Source organism: Streptomyces sp. NBC_00984, from assembly GCF_045162475.1.
GTDB lineage: Bacteria > Actinomycetota > Actinomycetes > Streptomycetales > Streptomycetaceae > Streptomyces.
In genome coordinates, this window is sequence record NZ_CP108734.1 from 7,948,841 (window position 1) to 7,961,640 (window position 12,800).

Sequence of the window (12,800 nt, forward strand, 5' to 3'; positions counted from 1 at the left end):
AAGTCGGGGGGTGCTGGCTATCGCAATGCACTGAGTCCCGGGATGAAGGCCACCAGAAGCGGAACCACCGGCACCAGCGCGGCAGCCGCGGTCAGCCGGAGCCGACGGCCCGCGGTGAGCCGATCCGCCGGGGTCAGCAGCCGGTTCACCCGCAGCGGCAGCTGTGCGTCCGGCGCCGGGCAGGGGCCGAACACACCCCGGTCCTCGTTGAGTTCCACCAGGGCCAGGGCGATCGTCAGCCGTCCGAAACGCTTCGAGGCCACATCGTCCGCGGCCAGTTCGACCAGCCGGTGCATCTCGTCGCGGAAGGCCGCGAACACCGGCACCTGCGGAAACCCGGTCGCGAGCGCGCCGGAACAATGCAACAGCCAGTCGTGCCGCGCGTTCGCGTGCCCCTGCTCATGGGCCAGCACCGCATCCAACTGACGGCCTTTCAGGCGCCTGAGTGCCGTGGTGGTGATGACCAGTTGAGGCGCGGCACCCGGCAGCCACCAGGCATCCGGACGCTCTCCCTCCAGCACGACGAGACGACCGCTGCCGGGCTCCTCGCCGGGCATCAGCGGGGCACGCACCAGCAACTCGGCACGCCGTCGCCTACGACGGACCTGGGCCCGGTGGATCTCCCGGGTCAGCATCACCACCGACCAGACCCCGCCGAGCGCCAGCAGCACGGCCATGGCGGCCGACCACCGTCCGTGCCCGCCCAACGCGTACGCCTCCACCACGGCATGCGGAGCCGGTGCGAACACATGCCAGCGCACCGCCTGCCAGGCAGCGGCCGCGCTGAACGTCATGGAGAGCGCGAAGGAGAGCAACACCCCGGCCACCACGCACTGCCACACCCACAGCGCCACCACGGGCTCGCGCTCCGGCCACCGCGCCCTGGCCATCAGCCGCGGGGTCAGGACGGCGGCCAGTGCACCGAGCAGCAGCAGTGCGAGGGAGACCAACATGGCGTCAGCCTATGAGGAGCGCGGTACCCACGGGTATGGCTGTGCACGGCAAGTGACGCACACCACGGTTTGCCCGGCCGGCTGTCTCACAGGGTGAGCAGCATCGCGAACATGGCCATGCCCATCGTCAGCCGGCAGGCGAGCGCCAGCTCGGGCCGCGTCGTCCAGGCGCTGCCGGCAGGGCCGCCGCCCCCGCCCGCCGTGGTGGTCGCGGCCACCGGTATCAACCGGGCCCCCGACCGCAGCACGTACACCGCGTAGTAGGCCAGCAGCAGCCCGGTCAGCAGGGGTACGCCCCCGGCCGTCGCCGCGACCCCGTGGCCCATGTGCCCGCCGTGCGCCGAGCCACCGTCCGGTGCCATCGTCAGAGCCATGTAGACCATCGCCGAGGACCCGACCAGGTGGTGCAGATGGTGCCTGCTGCGCCGGGAGAACCACAGCGCCCGCAGCGAAGCCGCGCCGAACAGCGCCGCGTACACCACCCACGCCCACGCGGGGGGTGTCATGACGGCCGCCGGCAACGCCATGGCGGCCATGCCGAAACCCATCAGCGCCTCCGCGCGCGCCGTCCTGCGTCCCTCCCCGGATTCGCCGCGGGTGCGCAGCAGGCAGTACGCACCCGTCGTCGCGCACAACGCCATCAGCAGCCAGCCCGACATCGCCGGTCCGTGCACAGCGCACCTCCCCCAATTGCCGCACGCTCCAGATCGATGCCCGGACAGGGACCGTCGTACGCGGCGCACTGAGGTACAAGGGGAGCGCGCGGAGGGAGTGTTCCCGCCGCGCGCTGTGCTTCCGCCCCCTCGTCAGCCGAGCGTGAGGGACTTGAAGGCGCGTGCCTGCTCGGTGATGGCGCGCTCAGTGGGCAGCCGTTCCATGGACGAGGCGCCGAAGAAACCGGCGATCCCGGAGGTGTGGTCCAGGACGTAACGGGCGTCCTCGGGTTCGGCTATCGGCCCGCCGTGGCAGAGCACGATGATCTCGGGATTGACGCGCTTGGCCGCGTCGTGCATGTCCTGCACGGCGGCGGCGGCCTGATCGAGGGTGAGCGCGGTCGAGGCGCCGATGGACCCCTTGGTGGTCAGCCCCACGTGCGGGACAAGCACATCGGCACCCACCCGCGCCATTTCGGCGGCCTGCTCGGGGTCGAACACATAGGGCGCGGTGAGCAGATCGCGTTCGTGGGCCTGGCGGATCATGTCGATCTCCAGGCCGAAGCCCATGCCGGTCTCTTCGAGGTTCTCGCGGAACTTGCCGTCGTACAGACCGACGGTGGGGAAGTTCTGTACGCCGGTGAAGCCGACGGCCTTCAGCTGGTCGAGGAAGTTGCCCATGATCCGGAACGGGTCGGTGCCGCACACCCCGGCGAGCACGGGGACGTCCCGCACCACGGGCAGGACCTCGCCCGCCATGTCGAGCACGATGGCGTTGGCGTCGCCATAGGGCAGCAGACCCGCCAGCGAACCCCGGCCGGCCATCCGGTACCGGCCGGAGTTGTAGATGATCAGCAGATCGACGCCGCCGGCCTCCGCGCACTTGGCGGACAGGCCGGTGCCTGCGCCTGCGCCGATGACGGCCTGGCCGGCCCGGACCTGCTCGGTCAGGCGGGCCAGGGCTTGCTTGCGGTTCACGGGTGGGCTCCTTGTTCGGTCGGTGTGTTCTTGCTGCTCGGACGCTCGGGGCTCAGACGGTCGGGTGCGAACGGCCCCGGGCGGTGATCAGTTGGTGGAGGTGGTCGGCGGCGGCGACGGCGAACGACGGGTCGTTGAGGTGGGCGCCGATCTCACGCAGATCGACGGCGCTGCCCCGCAGGGCCGTGCGCAGGGACGCCAGACCGGCCGCGTCGGCCTCCGGGTCGTGGAAGGGGCCGCCCGGGGCGTCCACGGCGGAGACGCCGCCCAGCGGCCAGAGGACCGCCGTCGGGCCGTTCGCCGAGACCAGCTTCTGCCCCATGGAGGCGCCGAGTTCGGCCATCTCGTCGGCCGTGGTGCGCATCAGCGTGACGGTGGGGTTGTGCACGAGGAGATGGCGTTCGGCGAAGCGTTCCGGAACGGTGTCGGCGGCGCCGAAGTTGACCATGTCCAGCGCGCCGGGCGCGACCACCTGCGGCAGGCCCGCCCGGCCTGCCGCGGTGAGCCGGTCGGGGCCGGCGCTCAGCACGCCGCCGACCAGATCGTCCGCGAGCTCGGTGGTGGTCAGGTCCAGGACACCGGCGAGGAACCCGCCCGCGGCGAGCTTCTCCAGTGCCCGGCCGCCCGCACCGGTGGCGTGGAAGACCAGGACCTCGTAGCCGAGTTCGTCCAGCCGCTGCCGGGCGGCGTCGACCGCGGCAGTGGTGACGCCGAACATGCTGGCGCCGATCAGCGGACGCCCCTGGGGCTCCGACCGCTTCAGGTCCCGCTCGTGGTGGATGGCCATGCCGGCCGCCGCGGCAGCCGCGTTGCCCAGGATCTGCGACGAGACGGAATTGATGCCCGCCACGTCGACCACGCTGTACATCATGGTGATGTCGCTGCTGCCCACGTACGGCGACACGTCCCCGCTGGCCATGGTGGACACCAGCACCTTCGGAACGCCGATGGGCAGCGCCTGCATGGCACGCGCGGCGATGAACGACCCTCCGCTCCCGGCGACGGCCAGCACCGCGTGCAGCTGTCCCTCGCGGTGCAGATCACCGACGATCCGTTCGACCCCCTCGGCCATGGCGGTCACCGCCGCACCGCGGTCCCCGGCGGCGCGCAGTGCCTCCAGGCCGTGCCCGGCGCGGCGCGCAACGGCGGCGGCGTCGATGTCGCCCGTGGGAGTGCCCACGGGCGACGGCATCACCCCGGCATCGACGAGCACCACGTCGCATCCCGATTCACGGAGCCGCGCCGAGAGCCACGCGTACTCCGCCCCCTTGGTGTCCAGTGTTCCGACGAGCACCACGGTCGCCATGTTCCTGCTCCTTTGCAACGGCGTTCTCCCGATCATGTGTGAGCCGTCGGAGGGCGGCAAAGACCACTTGACGGCAATTGGCCTGTGGCGGGCGATGATGGGGGCATGGACCGGATTCCTCCCACCCGGCTGTCCCGCCTGCTGACCGGGTGGTCAAAGGACGGCACGGGCGTGATGCCGCAACTGCTGGCTCAGGCGCTGCGCGAGCTGGCGCAGCGCGGGGACGTGGCACCGGGCACGGTGCTGCCCTCACAGCGCGCCCTGGCGACGGCGCTGGGGGTCAGCCGCAGTACGGTGACCGCCGCGTACGGCCTGTTGGAGGCCGAGGGGTGGCTGGAGAGCCGGCAGGGCAGCGGTTCCCGGTTGCGGGGCTCGGGCGCGATGGGCGAGCCCGCGACCGAGGGACGGCTGGCCAGCTTCGGGACCAGGGACGGCGGCATCGATCTGTCCAGCGGCGCGCTGGACGGCCTGCCCGCGGTCGCGGCGGCGGTCGGCGACCTGTCCGCCGGGGACCTCACCGCCGCGCTGACCGGCGACGGCTACCTCCCGTACGGGCTGCCCGAGCTGCGCGAGGGCATCGCCGAGTACCACCGGTCGGCGGGCCTGCCTACCGCTCCGGAACAGATCCTGGTGACCGCCGGATCCCAGCAGGCCGTCTGGCTGATCACCCAGGGCCTGGTAGAGCCCGGTGACACGGTGATCGTGGAGGACCCGACCTACCGAGGCGCCCTCGAAGCGCTGCGCGCCCGCGGCGCCCGGCTGGTCCCGCTGCCCGCGGACGGGGCCCGCGGCGCCCGCGCACTGGCCCGGCTGGCCGGCCACGTCCGGCCGCGCCTCGTCTATCTGCAGCCCTCCCTCCACAACCCCACCGGCCGCGGCATGGACGAGCCCACCCGCCGTGCCTGGGCCGCCGTACTCGCCGAACAGGGCCTGTACACGGTGGAGGACAACGCCTACGCCGAACTGTCCCTGCACCACGACGCCGCGCCGGTCTCCCTGGCCGGCCTGCTGCCGCCCGCCGCCACGGCCACCGTCGGCACCCTCTCCAAGCTCTTCTGGGGAGGCCTCCGGCTGGGCTGGATCCGCGCCTCCACCACGGTCATCCGCCGCCTGGCCGACATCAAGAAGTCCGTCGACCTGTCATGCCCGGTGGTGGACCAGATGCTGGCCGTGCAACTGCTCCGGCAACTGCCCGAGGCCCGGACCAGGCGCCGCTCCCGGCTGCGTGAACGGCTGGCGGAGACCGAACGGCTCCTGTGCGACCGGAACACCGGCTGGCGATGGGAACGGCCCGACGGGGGCTCCGCCCTCTGGGTGGAGATGCCGGGCGCCGACGCCGAGGCCACCGCCCAGCTGGCCCGCCGAGCGGGCGTACTGATCGTCCCCGGCCCGGCCTTCTCCGCCGTGGACGGCTTCCGCCACCACGTGCGCCTCCCGTTCGCCGACCACGACGGCGGCCTGGAGAAGGCCCTGCCCGTGCTCGTCGACTGCGCGGAGCGAAGCCGCGCCCCGCACTGACGGCGTCGCCGCCTACCAGGCCTAGGGGCGATATCGCAGCGGATGATCCGCCGGTACTTCCACCATCACGATCCGGTGTCCGTCCGGATCGCGGATCCACATCTCGACCAGCCCCCACGGCTCGCGCACCGGCTCCCTCAGCACCTCGACGCCGCGGGCCGACAGCTCTTCGTGCGCCGCCCGCACGTCCGCGACCTGCATCCACAGTTCGAGACCGGGCACCGGCGGCTCGGCGGCGCGTCCGGACACCTCCAGGAAGCCCCCGCCGAGGAAGTAGACCGTGCCCCGCTCGGGGCCGGTGCCGAACTCGCGGTAGACGGGCAGCCCGAGGGACTCCCCGTAGAAGATCCGCGATTGCTCGGGATCGGCCGGGCGCAAGAGGATCCGGCTGCTCAGCACATGAACCATGTACCCGAATCTAGTGCGGGACACCCGGGTTAGGCTGCTCCGGCACGGTCCGCAGCAGAGAAACGGAGAGCCACCGCCATGGACATAGCCCCCGCCCAGGACCCGGGACAGCTGACCTTCCGCGACGCGGCCGACGCCGATGTGCCCGCACTGGTGGCGCTGATCGAGTCGGCGTACCGCGGGGACTCCAGCCGGGCCGGATGGACCACCGAGGCGGACCTCCTGCAGGGGCAGCGGACGGACCCGGACGGTGTGCGACAGGTTCTTCGAGCGCCCGGCAGCCGGCTGCTCGTGGTGGAGCGCGACGGCGCGCCCATCGCCTGCTGCCAGCTCGAACACCGCGGCGACGCCGCGTACTTCGGGATGTTCGCGGTCCGTCCCGAACTGCAGGGTGCGGGCCTCGGCAAGGTGATCATCGCCGAGGCCGAGCGCACCGTCCGGGAGAGCTGGGGGGTGAGCGAGATGCACATGACCGTGATCTCGGTGCGCGAGGAGCTGATCGCCTGGTACGAGCGGCGCGGCTACCGCCGTACGGGAAAGCTCAGCCCGTTCCCGTACGGCGACGAGCGCTTCGGCGTTCCGCAGCGCGACGATCTCGCCTTCGAACTGCTGGTCAAGGACCTGGCCTGACCCACGCCCACCCGGCAGTTCCAGGGCTCTTGATCAGGCGGTGAAGCGGCCGGCTTGATCAGGCGGTGAAGCGGCCGGCGCGGCGGATCTCCGGGTAGTCGGTGGTCGCGCCGTCCAGCCGCAGGGCGCGTGCCAGCCGCAGATGGTCCTGGGTGTTCACCACCCAGCCGATGACCTTCAGCCCCTCGGCGTGCGCCTGCTCGGTCACCTCCAGGGTGAGACGGCGGATGTTCAGTGCCAGCGTCGCCGCACCCACCGCCTTCGCCCGGTCCACCACATCGCCCTGCCAGCGGCTCGCGATGAGCACGGTCCGTACTCCCGGCACCAGCCGGGCGATCTCGGCCACCGCCTCGTCGTGGAACGAGGACACCTCGACCCGGTCGGTGAGATCGCGTCGCAGCATCACCTCGGCCAGCGCGCGGGCCGCTGCCGCGTCCTTGATCTCGGCCTGGACGGGGGACCGCACGGCGTCGAGCACCTCCTCGAAGACCGGCACCCGCTCGCCCTGTCCGGCATCGAGTTCACGCAGTTCGGACAGGGTCTTCTCACTGATCGGCCCCTTGCCGTCCGTCGTCCGGTCCACATCGGCGTCGTGCATGACGGCCAGCCCGCCGTCCTTGCTCAGATGAAGGTCCAGCTCGATCGCGTCCATTCCGGCCTGTTCGGCGTGGACGAACGAGCGCAGGGTGTTCTCCGGCTCGACACCCATCACTCCGCGATGTCCGATGGTGAGAAAAGACAAGGCAACCCGCTTCCGTCGACGGCGTCTTCCGCGTGCGGCTCCTACCCACGAGGCACTACGGCATTACGGCAATCCGGCAGCCTAACGGCCTCCGGAGCGGAGCGGTGGGCGGACACCCGCGGCGGACGCCCAGCCGATGGAAGTGGCTTCCGGAGACGTTCCTCACAGGAAGAATCGCGGTGACCATGGGGGGCGGCAGGATAATTTTCTGTGGCCCACTTGTCTCAAGGAACCGCACATGGATACGGTTGCTTGACGCGAGGTTCTCCCGTGGAGGAAGTGTTATGACGGAAATTCTTGTGCAGGAAGCCGCCGCAGGCGGCATAACTACGGACCAGCGGGTGGTCGATCATCCCGCCTGGCCCGCGCTCAAGAATGCCGTGGAGGAGATCCGCCCCTGGCAGTCGAAGGACGGTTCCATCGACTTCGAGGCCGAGGGCGCGCCGTCCCCTCAGGCCGCCCGGTCGACGCTCGACCGCGTGATCGCCGCGGTCGAGGAGCTCTCCCCGCTGCTCCCGCACGACGCCGCGTACCACCGTGCCCTCGCCGCGGACCTGCGTCGCTGGTCCACGGACGGTTTCGGCGTGCCGGACTTCCTCGACTCGCTGCTCGCCTTCCAGCCGGCCAAGGACCGCACCGACGGGCTCCAGCACCTGGTCGTCTTCGCGATGTACACGCAGAACGGCAACCCGGACCGCAACCTCGAAGCGGTCGTGCTGCGGATGGTCTGGCCCGAGTGGCTGGCCGAGCTCGAAGCGACCCGCTACGACAACCCGCTGTTCTGCGGCATCACCTTCGAGGACTTCACCTCGGGTTATGACACCAACTCCGCCGTGCTCTTCCCGGAGACCATCGCCGTGCGCGAGGCCCCCGAGCGCTTCAGCTGGGGCGGCATCTTCTGCGACCGGGAGGCGGCCCGCTTCCGCCGGGTCACCGAGGCGTCGGTCGAACTGCTCGGCGTCGAGCTGCCCGACGACATCCGGGAGATGGTCGCCGACCAGCAGCGCTGCGAGCAGGCCTTCGTGCTCTGGGACATGGTCCACGACCGGACGCACAGCCACGGCGACCTGCCCTTCGACCCCTTCATGATCAAGCAGCGCCAGCCGTTCTGGATGTACGGCCTCGAAGAGCTCCGCTGCGACCTCACCGCCTTCAAGGAGGCCGTGAAGCTGGAGGCCGACGGCTTCGCCCAGGGCCGTGACGTGCAGCACGCCGTGCTGTTCGACCGGATGTTCCGCTTCCCCGTCACCGGCGAGCGCGTCCGGAACTACGACGGCCTCGGCGGCCAGCTGCTCTTCGCGTACCTCCACAAGCACGACGTGGTCCGCTGGACCGACAACACCCTGAAGATCGACTGGGACCGGGCCCCGCAGATCACCAACCAGCTGTGCGCCGAGATCGAGAAGCTCTACCGCGACGGCATCGACCGCCCCAAGCTCGTCCACTGGTTCGCCGCGTACGACCTGGTCTCGGCCTACCTCGCCCCGCACCCCGGCTCCCGCTGGGCCAAGGGCCCCGACGCCCTGGACCTGTCGCAGCCGCCGCGTAAGCTCGTCGACGATGTGCTTCCGGACGAGTTTCCCCTGAGCATGTTCTATGAGGCGCTCTCCAAGAAGCTGAAGAACGTGATCGCCTCGACCAAGGGGATCACCGCCGCGGATGCCGAGCGGGCAGCCGCGTGAGCGCCGGGTCTGAGGAGGCGGTGGCCATGAACGGAAACGGCAGGGGCAACGGGAGCGGCGCTCTCGAAGGTGCCGTGATTGCGGTCGCCGGGGCCGCGGGCCCGGCCGGCCGGGCCGCGCTGCTGAGGCTCGCCGAGGCCGGTGCGACCGTCGTCGGCTCCGACGCGGACGCCACCCGCCTGGCCGAGGCGGTCGACGCCGCGCGCTACGCCCACGGCGGCGCCACCGTCACCGGTGACACGGTCGACCTCCTGGACCTCGGTGCCACCCGCGAGTGGGCGGCCAAGACCGAGAAGGAATTCGGCCGGATCGACGGTCTGGTCCACCTCGTCGGCGGCTGGCGCGGCAGCGCGAGCTTCGCCGAGACCGACCTCGCCGACTGGAACCTGCTGGAGAAGCTGCTGATCCGTACGGTCCAGCACACCTCGCTGGCCTTCCAGGAAGGTCTCCAGCGCAGCGACCGGGGTCGCTATGTGCTGATCAGCGCGGCCGGGGCGAGCAAGCCCACCGCGGGAAACGCGGTCTATGCCGCGTCGAAGGCGGCGGCCGAGGCCTGGACGCTCGCGCTCGCGGACGCGTTCCGCAAGGCGGGGGGCGACGAAGGGCCGAGGACCGCGGCTGCGATCCTGATCATCAAGGCACTGGTGCACGACGCGATGCGCGCCGAGCGCCCGAATGCGAAGTTCGCGGGCTTCACCGACGTCAAGGAGCTGGCCGATGCCATCGCCGGCGTCTGGGACCGGCCCGCCCCGGAAGTGAACGGAAAGCGCCTGTGGCTGACCCCACAACCGTAAGGACCGACGCGCGGCGCCACCACGACCCGCAGATCCGCGGTTTCGCCAGCGACAACTACGCGGGCACGCACCCGGAGATCCTCGCGGCCCTCGCCCTCGCCAACGGCGGTCACCAGATCGCCTACGGGGAGGACGAGTACACCGAGCACCTCCAGCGCGTCATGCACAGTCACTTCGGCCCCACCGCCGAAGCCTTCCCGGTGTTCAACGGAACCGGCGCCAACGTCGTCTCCCTCCAGGCGATGACCGACCGCTGGGGCGCGGTGATCTGTGCCGAGTCCGCCCATATCAATGTGGACGAGGGCGGCGCCCCGGAGCGGGTGGGCGGCCTCAAGCTGCTCACCGTGCCCACCCCGGACGGCAAGCTCACCCCCGAGCTCATCGACCGGCAGGCGTACGGCTGGGACGACGAGCACCGCGCCATGCCGCAGGTCGTCTCGATCACCCAGAACACCGAGCTGGGCACGGTCTACACACCCGACGAGATCCGCGCCATCTGCGACCACGCCCACGGACTCGGCATGAAGGTCCATCTGGACGGGGCCCGGATAGCCAACGCCGCGGCGTCGCTGGACGTACCGATGCGTACGTTCACCAACACCGTCGGTGTCGACGTCCTGTCCTTCGGCGGCACGAAGAACGGGGCGATCTTCGGCGAGGCCGTGGTCGTCCTGAACCCGGACGCCGTCCGGGCCATGAAGCACCTGCGCAAGCTGTCGATGCAGCTCGCGTCGAAGATGCGCTTCGTCTCCGTACAGCTGGAGGCGCTGCTCGCCGGGGACCTCTGGCTGCGCAACGCCCGGCATGCCAACGCGATGGCCCAGCGGCTCGCCGAGGGTGTGCGCGCGGTGGACGGCGTGGAGATCCTCCACCCGGTCCAGGCCAACGCCGTATTCGCCCGACTGCCCCACGAGGTGAGCGAGCGGCTGCAGAAGCGCTTCCGCTTCTACTTCTGGGACGAGGCGGCCGGCGATGTGCGCTGGATGTGCGCCTTCGACACCTCGGAGGACGACGTCGACGCGTTCGTCCTCGCCCTGAAGGAAGAAATGGCGAGGTAGCCAAAGCTGAATAAATATGCGACCGACCGGAAAGTCATTGACACTCGGTCGGTCGCATACTTACGCTCGGCGACCATGGAGCTGATCCAGCAGGTCCCGGAGCTTTCCGCCTATCTCGCCGCCGACGAGGCCATCGACCACGAGCACCCGCTGGTGCGGGAGACGTCCGCCGAGCTCTGTGGCGCCACCACCGACGCATACGCATACGCGGCCGCCGCCTATGCCCTGGTGCGCGACAGCGTCGTGCACTCCGCCGATTCCGGCGACATGCGGGTCGCCTGGCGCGCCTCCGACGTCCTCGCGACGCGCAACGGCATCTGCCATGCCAAGTCCCACGCCCTGGCCGCCCTCCTGCGCGCGGCGGGCATCCCGACCGCCCTCTGCTACCAGGGGCTCGCCGATCGGGGGCCCCGGGCCCGTGCACGGGCTGATCGCGGTCCGGCTGCCCGGCCGGGACCGCTGGGACCGTCAGGACCCCCGGGGCAACAAACCGGGCGTCGACGCGCAGTTCTCGCTCGACGAGGAGCGGCTGGCGTGGCCCGTCCGCCCGGAGGCCGGAGAAGTGGATTACCCCGTCCTCTACGCGGCGCCGCACCCGGCGGTCCTGCGCGGCCTGCGGTCCGCCGGGAACCGCCCGCAGCTGTGGCGCACCCTTCCCGCGGCGCTCCGAGCCGGGAGGCCGCACCCCGGAGCGCGGATCATCGTCCGCACCCCGGAGTGACGTTTCGGCCGTGACCGCGGACCGGCGGCGTCAGCTCTTCTCCCGCACCTCGGCGGGGGTCGGGGCCGTACCGCCGAGGTGGGCGGGCACCCACCAGGTGTCGCTCGCGTCCTTCGGGCGCACGGGATAGGCGCGCTGGGCCGCCTCCAGGAGCTCCTGGACCCGCTCCCGCAGCCGTCGGGTGATCGCGCCCGCGTACTGGTCGGTGGGTGCCTCCACCGGCTCGCCGACCCGGATCGTCACCGGCACGTGGTTGCGCTTGAAATTGCGCGGCCGGCCCTTGGTCCACACCCGCTGCGTCCCCCACAGCGCCATCGGGATCAGCGGTACGCCGGCCTCCTGGGCCAGCCGGGCGGCGCCCGACTTGAAGCTCTTCAGCGTGAACGACTCCGAGATGGTGGCCTCGGGAAACACGCCGACGATCTCGCCGGAGCGCAGCGAGGCGAGCGCGTGCGCATACGCGTCCTCGCCCTGCTTGCGGTCGACGGGGATGTGCTTCATGCCGCGCATCAGCGGTCCGGAGACCTTGTGCCGGAAGACCGATTCCTTCGCCATGAAGCGGACGAGCCGCTTCTGCGGCAGGGCCGCGAGCCCGGTGAAGATGAAGTCCAGATAGCTGATGTGGTTGCTTACCAGTACCGCGCCACCGGTCTTCGGGATGTGCTCGGAACCCTGGGTGTCGATCTTCAGGTCAAGCGCCTTGAAAAACGTACGAGCGGCGCCGACGACCGGCCGATAGACGAGTTCTGCCATCTGGGGAAGACCCTTCTTCAGCGCCTGAGGAGGGTTCTCCCGGCGGAAGTTACGCAGCCGTAGGTTTGCGGCATTGCGCCGATCGTGCCCCATGCGCGACGCGGTGGCCAGTCTCCGAGGGCTCGGGGCGCGAGATTCTCGTCACGTGGAACCTCCGGGAATGGATTGCGGGCCGGTGGCGCTGACCTCTTGCGATGAGCTCTGACAGGAGGCCGAGGGTGGACGGGCAGACATATGGGGGACCGCTGGACGCGGTCCGGCTCGGCGCGCAACTGGGGGAGCGGGCCACCCTCGTGCAGTTCTCCAGCGCGTTCTGCCAGCCCTGCCGGGCGACCCGCCGCACGCTCGTCGAAGTGGCGCGCATGGTGGACGGCGTGGCCCATGTCGAGATCGACGCCGAGGCGCATCTCACTCTGGTGCGGGAGCTGGGGATCAGCCGGACGCCGACCGTGCTGGTCCTCGACGCCGCCGGGCAGATCGTCCGCCGGGCCGTCGGACAGCCGCGCACCGTCGACGTGGTCGCCGCGTTGGGACAGGCGATGTGACGGACCGTGACGCATCTCCCACATTGCGGAGCACTCTTGACTGCACCCACCACGCATCG

Annotated in this window: 13 protein-coding genes and 1 pseudogene; 7 read left to right on the forward strand and 7 right to left on the reverse strand. The window is 70.8% G+C overall.

Features of this window, described 5'->3' with window-relative positions; genetic code table 11:
- Window positions 1–17 precede the first annotated feature (17 nt).
- From OG520_RS35430 to OG520_RS35445, 4 genes are all read right to left on the reverse strand, one after another.
- Window positions 18–953 (reverse strand): M56 family metallopeptidase, encoded by a 936-nt coding sequence (locus OG520_RS35430; RefSeq protein WP_406015827.1) that lies wholly within the window; start codon window positions 951–953, stop codon window positions 18–20.
- A gap of 86 nt (window positions 954–1,039) precedes the next feature.
- Window positions 1,040–1,627, reverse strand: a complete 588-nt coding sequence (locus OG520_RS35435; protein WP_399331900.1) for a DUF5134 domain-containing protein — start codon at window positions 1,625–1,627, stop codon at window positions 1,040–1,042.
- Between the two features lie 132 nt (window positions 1,628–1,759).
- Window positions 1,760–2,584, reverse strand: coding sequence for a phosphoenolpyruvate hydrolase family protein (locus tag OG520_RS35440; protein ID WP_266423235.1), 825 nt, complete (start codon window positions 2,582–2,584; stop codon window positions 1,760–1,762).
- A 52-nt stretch (window positions 2,585–2,636) separates the two neighbouring features.
- Window positions 2,637–3,890, reverse strand: a complete 1,254-nt coding sequence (locus OG520_RS35445; RefSeq protein WP_406015828.1) for a Tm-1-like ATP-binding domain-containing protein — start codon at window positions 3,888–3,890, stop codon at window positions 2,637–2,639.
- A gap of 105 nt (window positions 3,891–3,995) precedes the next feature.
- On the opposite strand from OG520_RS35445, the gene OG520_RS35450 reads away from it, so the two are divergent.
- On the forward strand, window positions 3,996–5,408 hold the full coding sequence (locus tag OG520_RS35450) for a PLP-dependent aminotransferase family protein (protein ID WP_399331906.1): 1,413 nt from the start codon (window positions 3,996–3,998) through the stop codon (window positions 5,406–5,408).
- A gap of 21 nt (window positions 5,409–5,429) precedes the next feature.
- Here the strand turns inward: OG520_RS35450 and OG520_RS35455 are convergent, their stop codons facing one another.
- The gene (locus tag OG520_RS35455) at window positions 5,430–5,816 is read right to left on the reverse strand and encodes a VOC family protein (RefSeq protein WP_266423243.1); all 387 of its coding nucleotides are present in this window, start codon (window positions 5,814–5,816) and stop codon (window positions 5,430–5,432) included.
- Window positions 5,817–5,894: 78 nt separating this feature from the next.
- On the opposite strand from OG520_RS35455, the gene OG520_RS35460 reads away from it, so the two are divergent.
- Window positions 5,895–6,446, forward strand: a complete 552-nt coding sequence (locus OG520_RS35460; protein WP_406015829.1) for a GNAT family N-acetyltransferase — start codon at window positions 5,895–5,897, stop codon at window positions 6,444–6,446.
- A 58-nt stretch (window positions 6,447–6,504) separates the two neighbouring features.
- On the opposite strand, the gene OG520_RS35465 is transcribed toward OG520_RS35460, so the two are convergent.
- Window positions 6,505–7,155, reverse strand: coding sequence for a glycerophosphodiester phosphodiesterase (locus tag OG520_RS35465; RefSeq protein WP_406016640.1), 651 nt, complete (start codon window positions 7,153–7,155; stop codon window positions 6,505–6,507).
- A gap of 317 nt (window positions 7,156–7,472) precedes the next feature.
- Between OG520_RS35465 and OG520_RS35470 the strand changes: the two genes are divergently transcribed.
- The 4 genes and pseudogenes from OG520_RS35470 to OG520_RS35485 all read left to right on the forward strand — a co-directional run bounded on the left by OG520_RS35470 (window position 7,473) and on the right by OG520_RS35485 (window position 11,443).
- Window positions 7,473–8,870 (forward strand): DUF6421 family protein, encoded by a 1,398-nt coding sequence (locus tag OG520_RS35470; protein ID WP_406015830.1) that lies wholly within the window; start codon window positions 7,473–7,475, stop codon window positions 8,868–8,870.
- A gap of 26 nt (window positions 8,871–8,896) precedes the next feature.
- Window positions 8,897–9,664, forward strand: a complete 768-nt coding sequence (locus OG520_RS35475) for an SDR family NAD(P)-dependent oxidoreductase (RefSeq protein ID WP_399337880.1) — start codon at window positions 8,897–8,899, stop codon at window positions 9,662–9,664.
- On the forward strand, window positions 9,643–10,722 hold the full coding sequence (locus OG520_RS35480) for a threonine aldolase family protein (protein ID WP_406015831.1): 1,080 nt from the start codon (window positions 9,643–9,645) through the stop codon (window positions 10,720–10,722). Before OG520_RS35475 ends, OG520_RS35480 begins: the two co-directional genes overlap by 22 nt.
- A 75-nt stretch (window positions 10,723–10,797) precedes the next feature.
- Window positions 10,798–11,443, forward strand: a pseudogene (locus OG520_RS35485) (transglutaminase domain-containing protein).
- Between the two features lie 30 nt (window positions 11,444–11,473).
- Here OG520_RS35485 and OG520_RS35490 read toward each other — a convergent pair.
- Window positions 11,474–12,196, reverse strand: a complete 723-nt coding sequence (locus tag OG520_RS35490) for a lysophospholipid acyltransferase family protein (RefSeq protein ID WP_406015832.1) — start codon at window positions 12,194–12,196, stop codon at window positions 11,474–11,476.
- Between the two features lie 194 nt (window positions 12,197–12,390).
- Here OG520_RS35490 and OG520_RS35495 point away from each other — a divergent pair, with 194 nt between their 5' ends.
- Window positions 12,391–12,741: a TlpA family protein disulfide reductase gene (locus OG520_RS35495; RefSeq protein ID WP_406015833.1), complete on the forward strand. Its 351-nt coding sequence runs from the start codon at window positions 12,391–12,393 to the stop codon at window positions 12,739–12,741.
- The last annotated feature ends 59 nt before the right edge of the window (window positions 12,742–12,800 follow it).

Coding starts and splice junctions, on each gene's coding strand:
- OG520_RS35430 (WP_406015827.1), bottom strand. CDS start 953: ATGTTGGTCTCCCTCGCACTGCTGCTGCTCGGTGCACTGGCCGCCGTC.
- OG520_RS35445 (WP_406015828.1), bottom strand. CDS start 3,890: ATGGCGACCGTGGTGCTCGTCGGAACACTGGACACCAAGGGGGCGGAG.
- OG520_RS35450 (WP_399331906.1), top strand. CDS start 3,996: ATGGACCGGATTCCTCCCACCCGGCTGTCCCGCCTGCTGACCGGGTGG.
- OG520_RS35455 (WP_266423243.1), bottom strand. CDS start 5,816: ATGGTTCATGTGCTGAGCAGCCGGATCCTCTTGCGCCCGGCCGATCCC.
- OG520_RS35460 (WP_406015829.1), top strand. CDS start 5,895: ATGGACATAGCCCCCGCCCAGGACCCGGGACAGCTGACCTTCCGCGAC.
- OG520_RS35465 (WP_406016640.1), bottom strand. CDS start 7,155: ATGGGTGTCGAGCCGGAGAACACCCTGCGCTCGTTCGTCCACGCCGAA.
- OG520_RS35470 (WP_406015830.1), top strand. CDS start 7,473: ATGACGGAAATTCTTGTGCAGGAAGCCGCCGCAGGCGGCATAACTACG.
- OG520_RS35475 (WP_399337880.1), top strand. CDS start 8,897: ATGAACGGAAACGGCAGGGGCAACGGGAGCGGCGCTCTCGAAGGTGCC.
- OG520_RS35490 (WP_406015832.1), bottom strand. CDS start 12,196: ATGGCAGAACTCGTCTATCGGCCGGTCGTCGGCGCCGCTCGTACGTTT.
- OG520_RS35495 (WP_406015833.1), top strand. CDS start 12,391: ATGAGCTCTGACAGGAGGCCGAGGGTGGACGGGCAGACATATGGGGGA.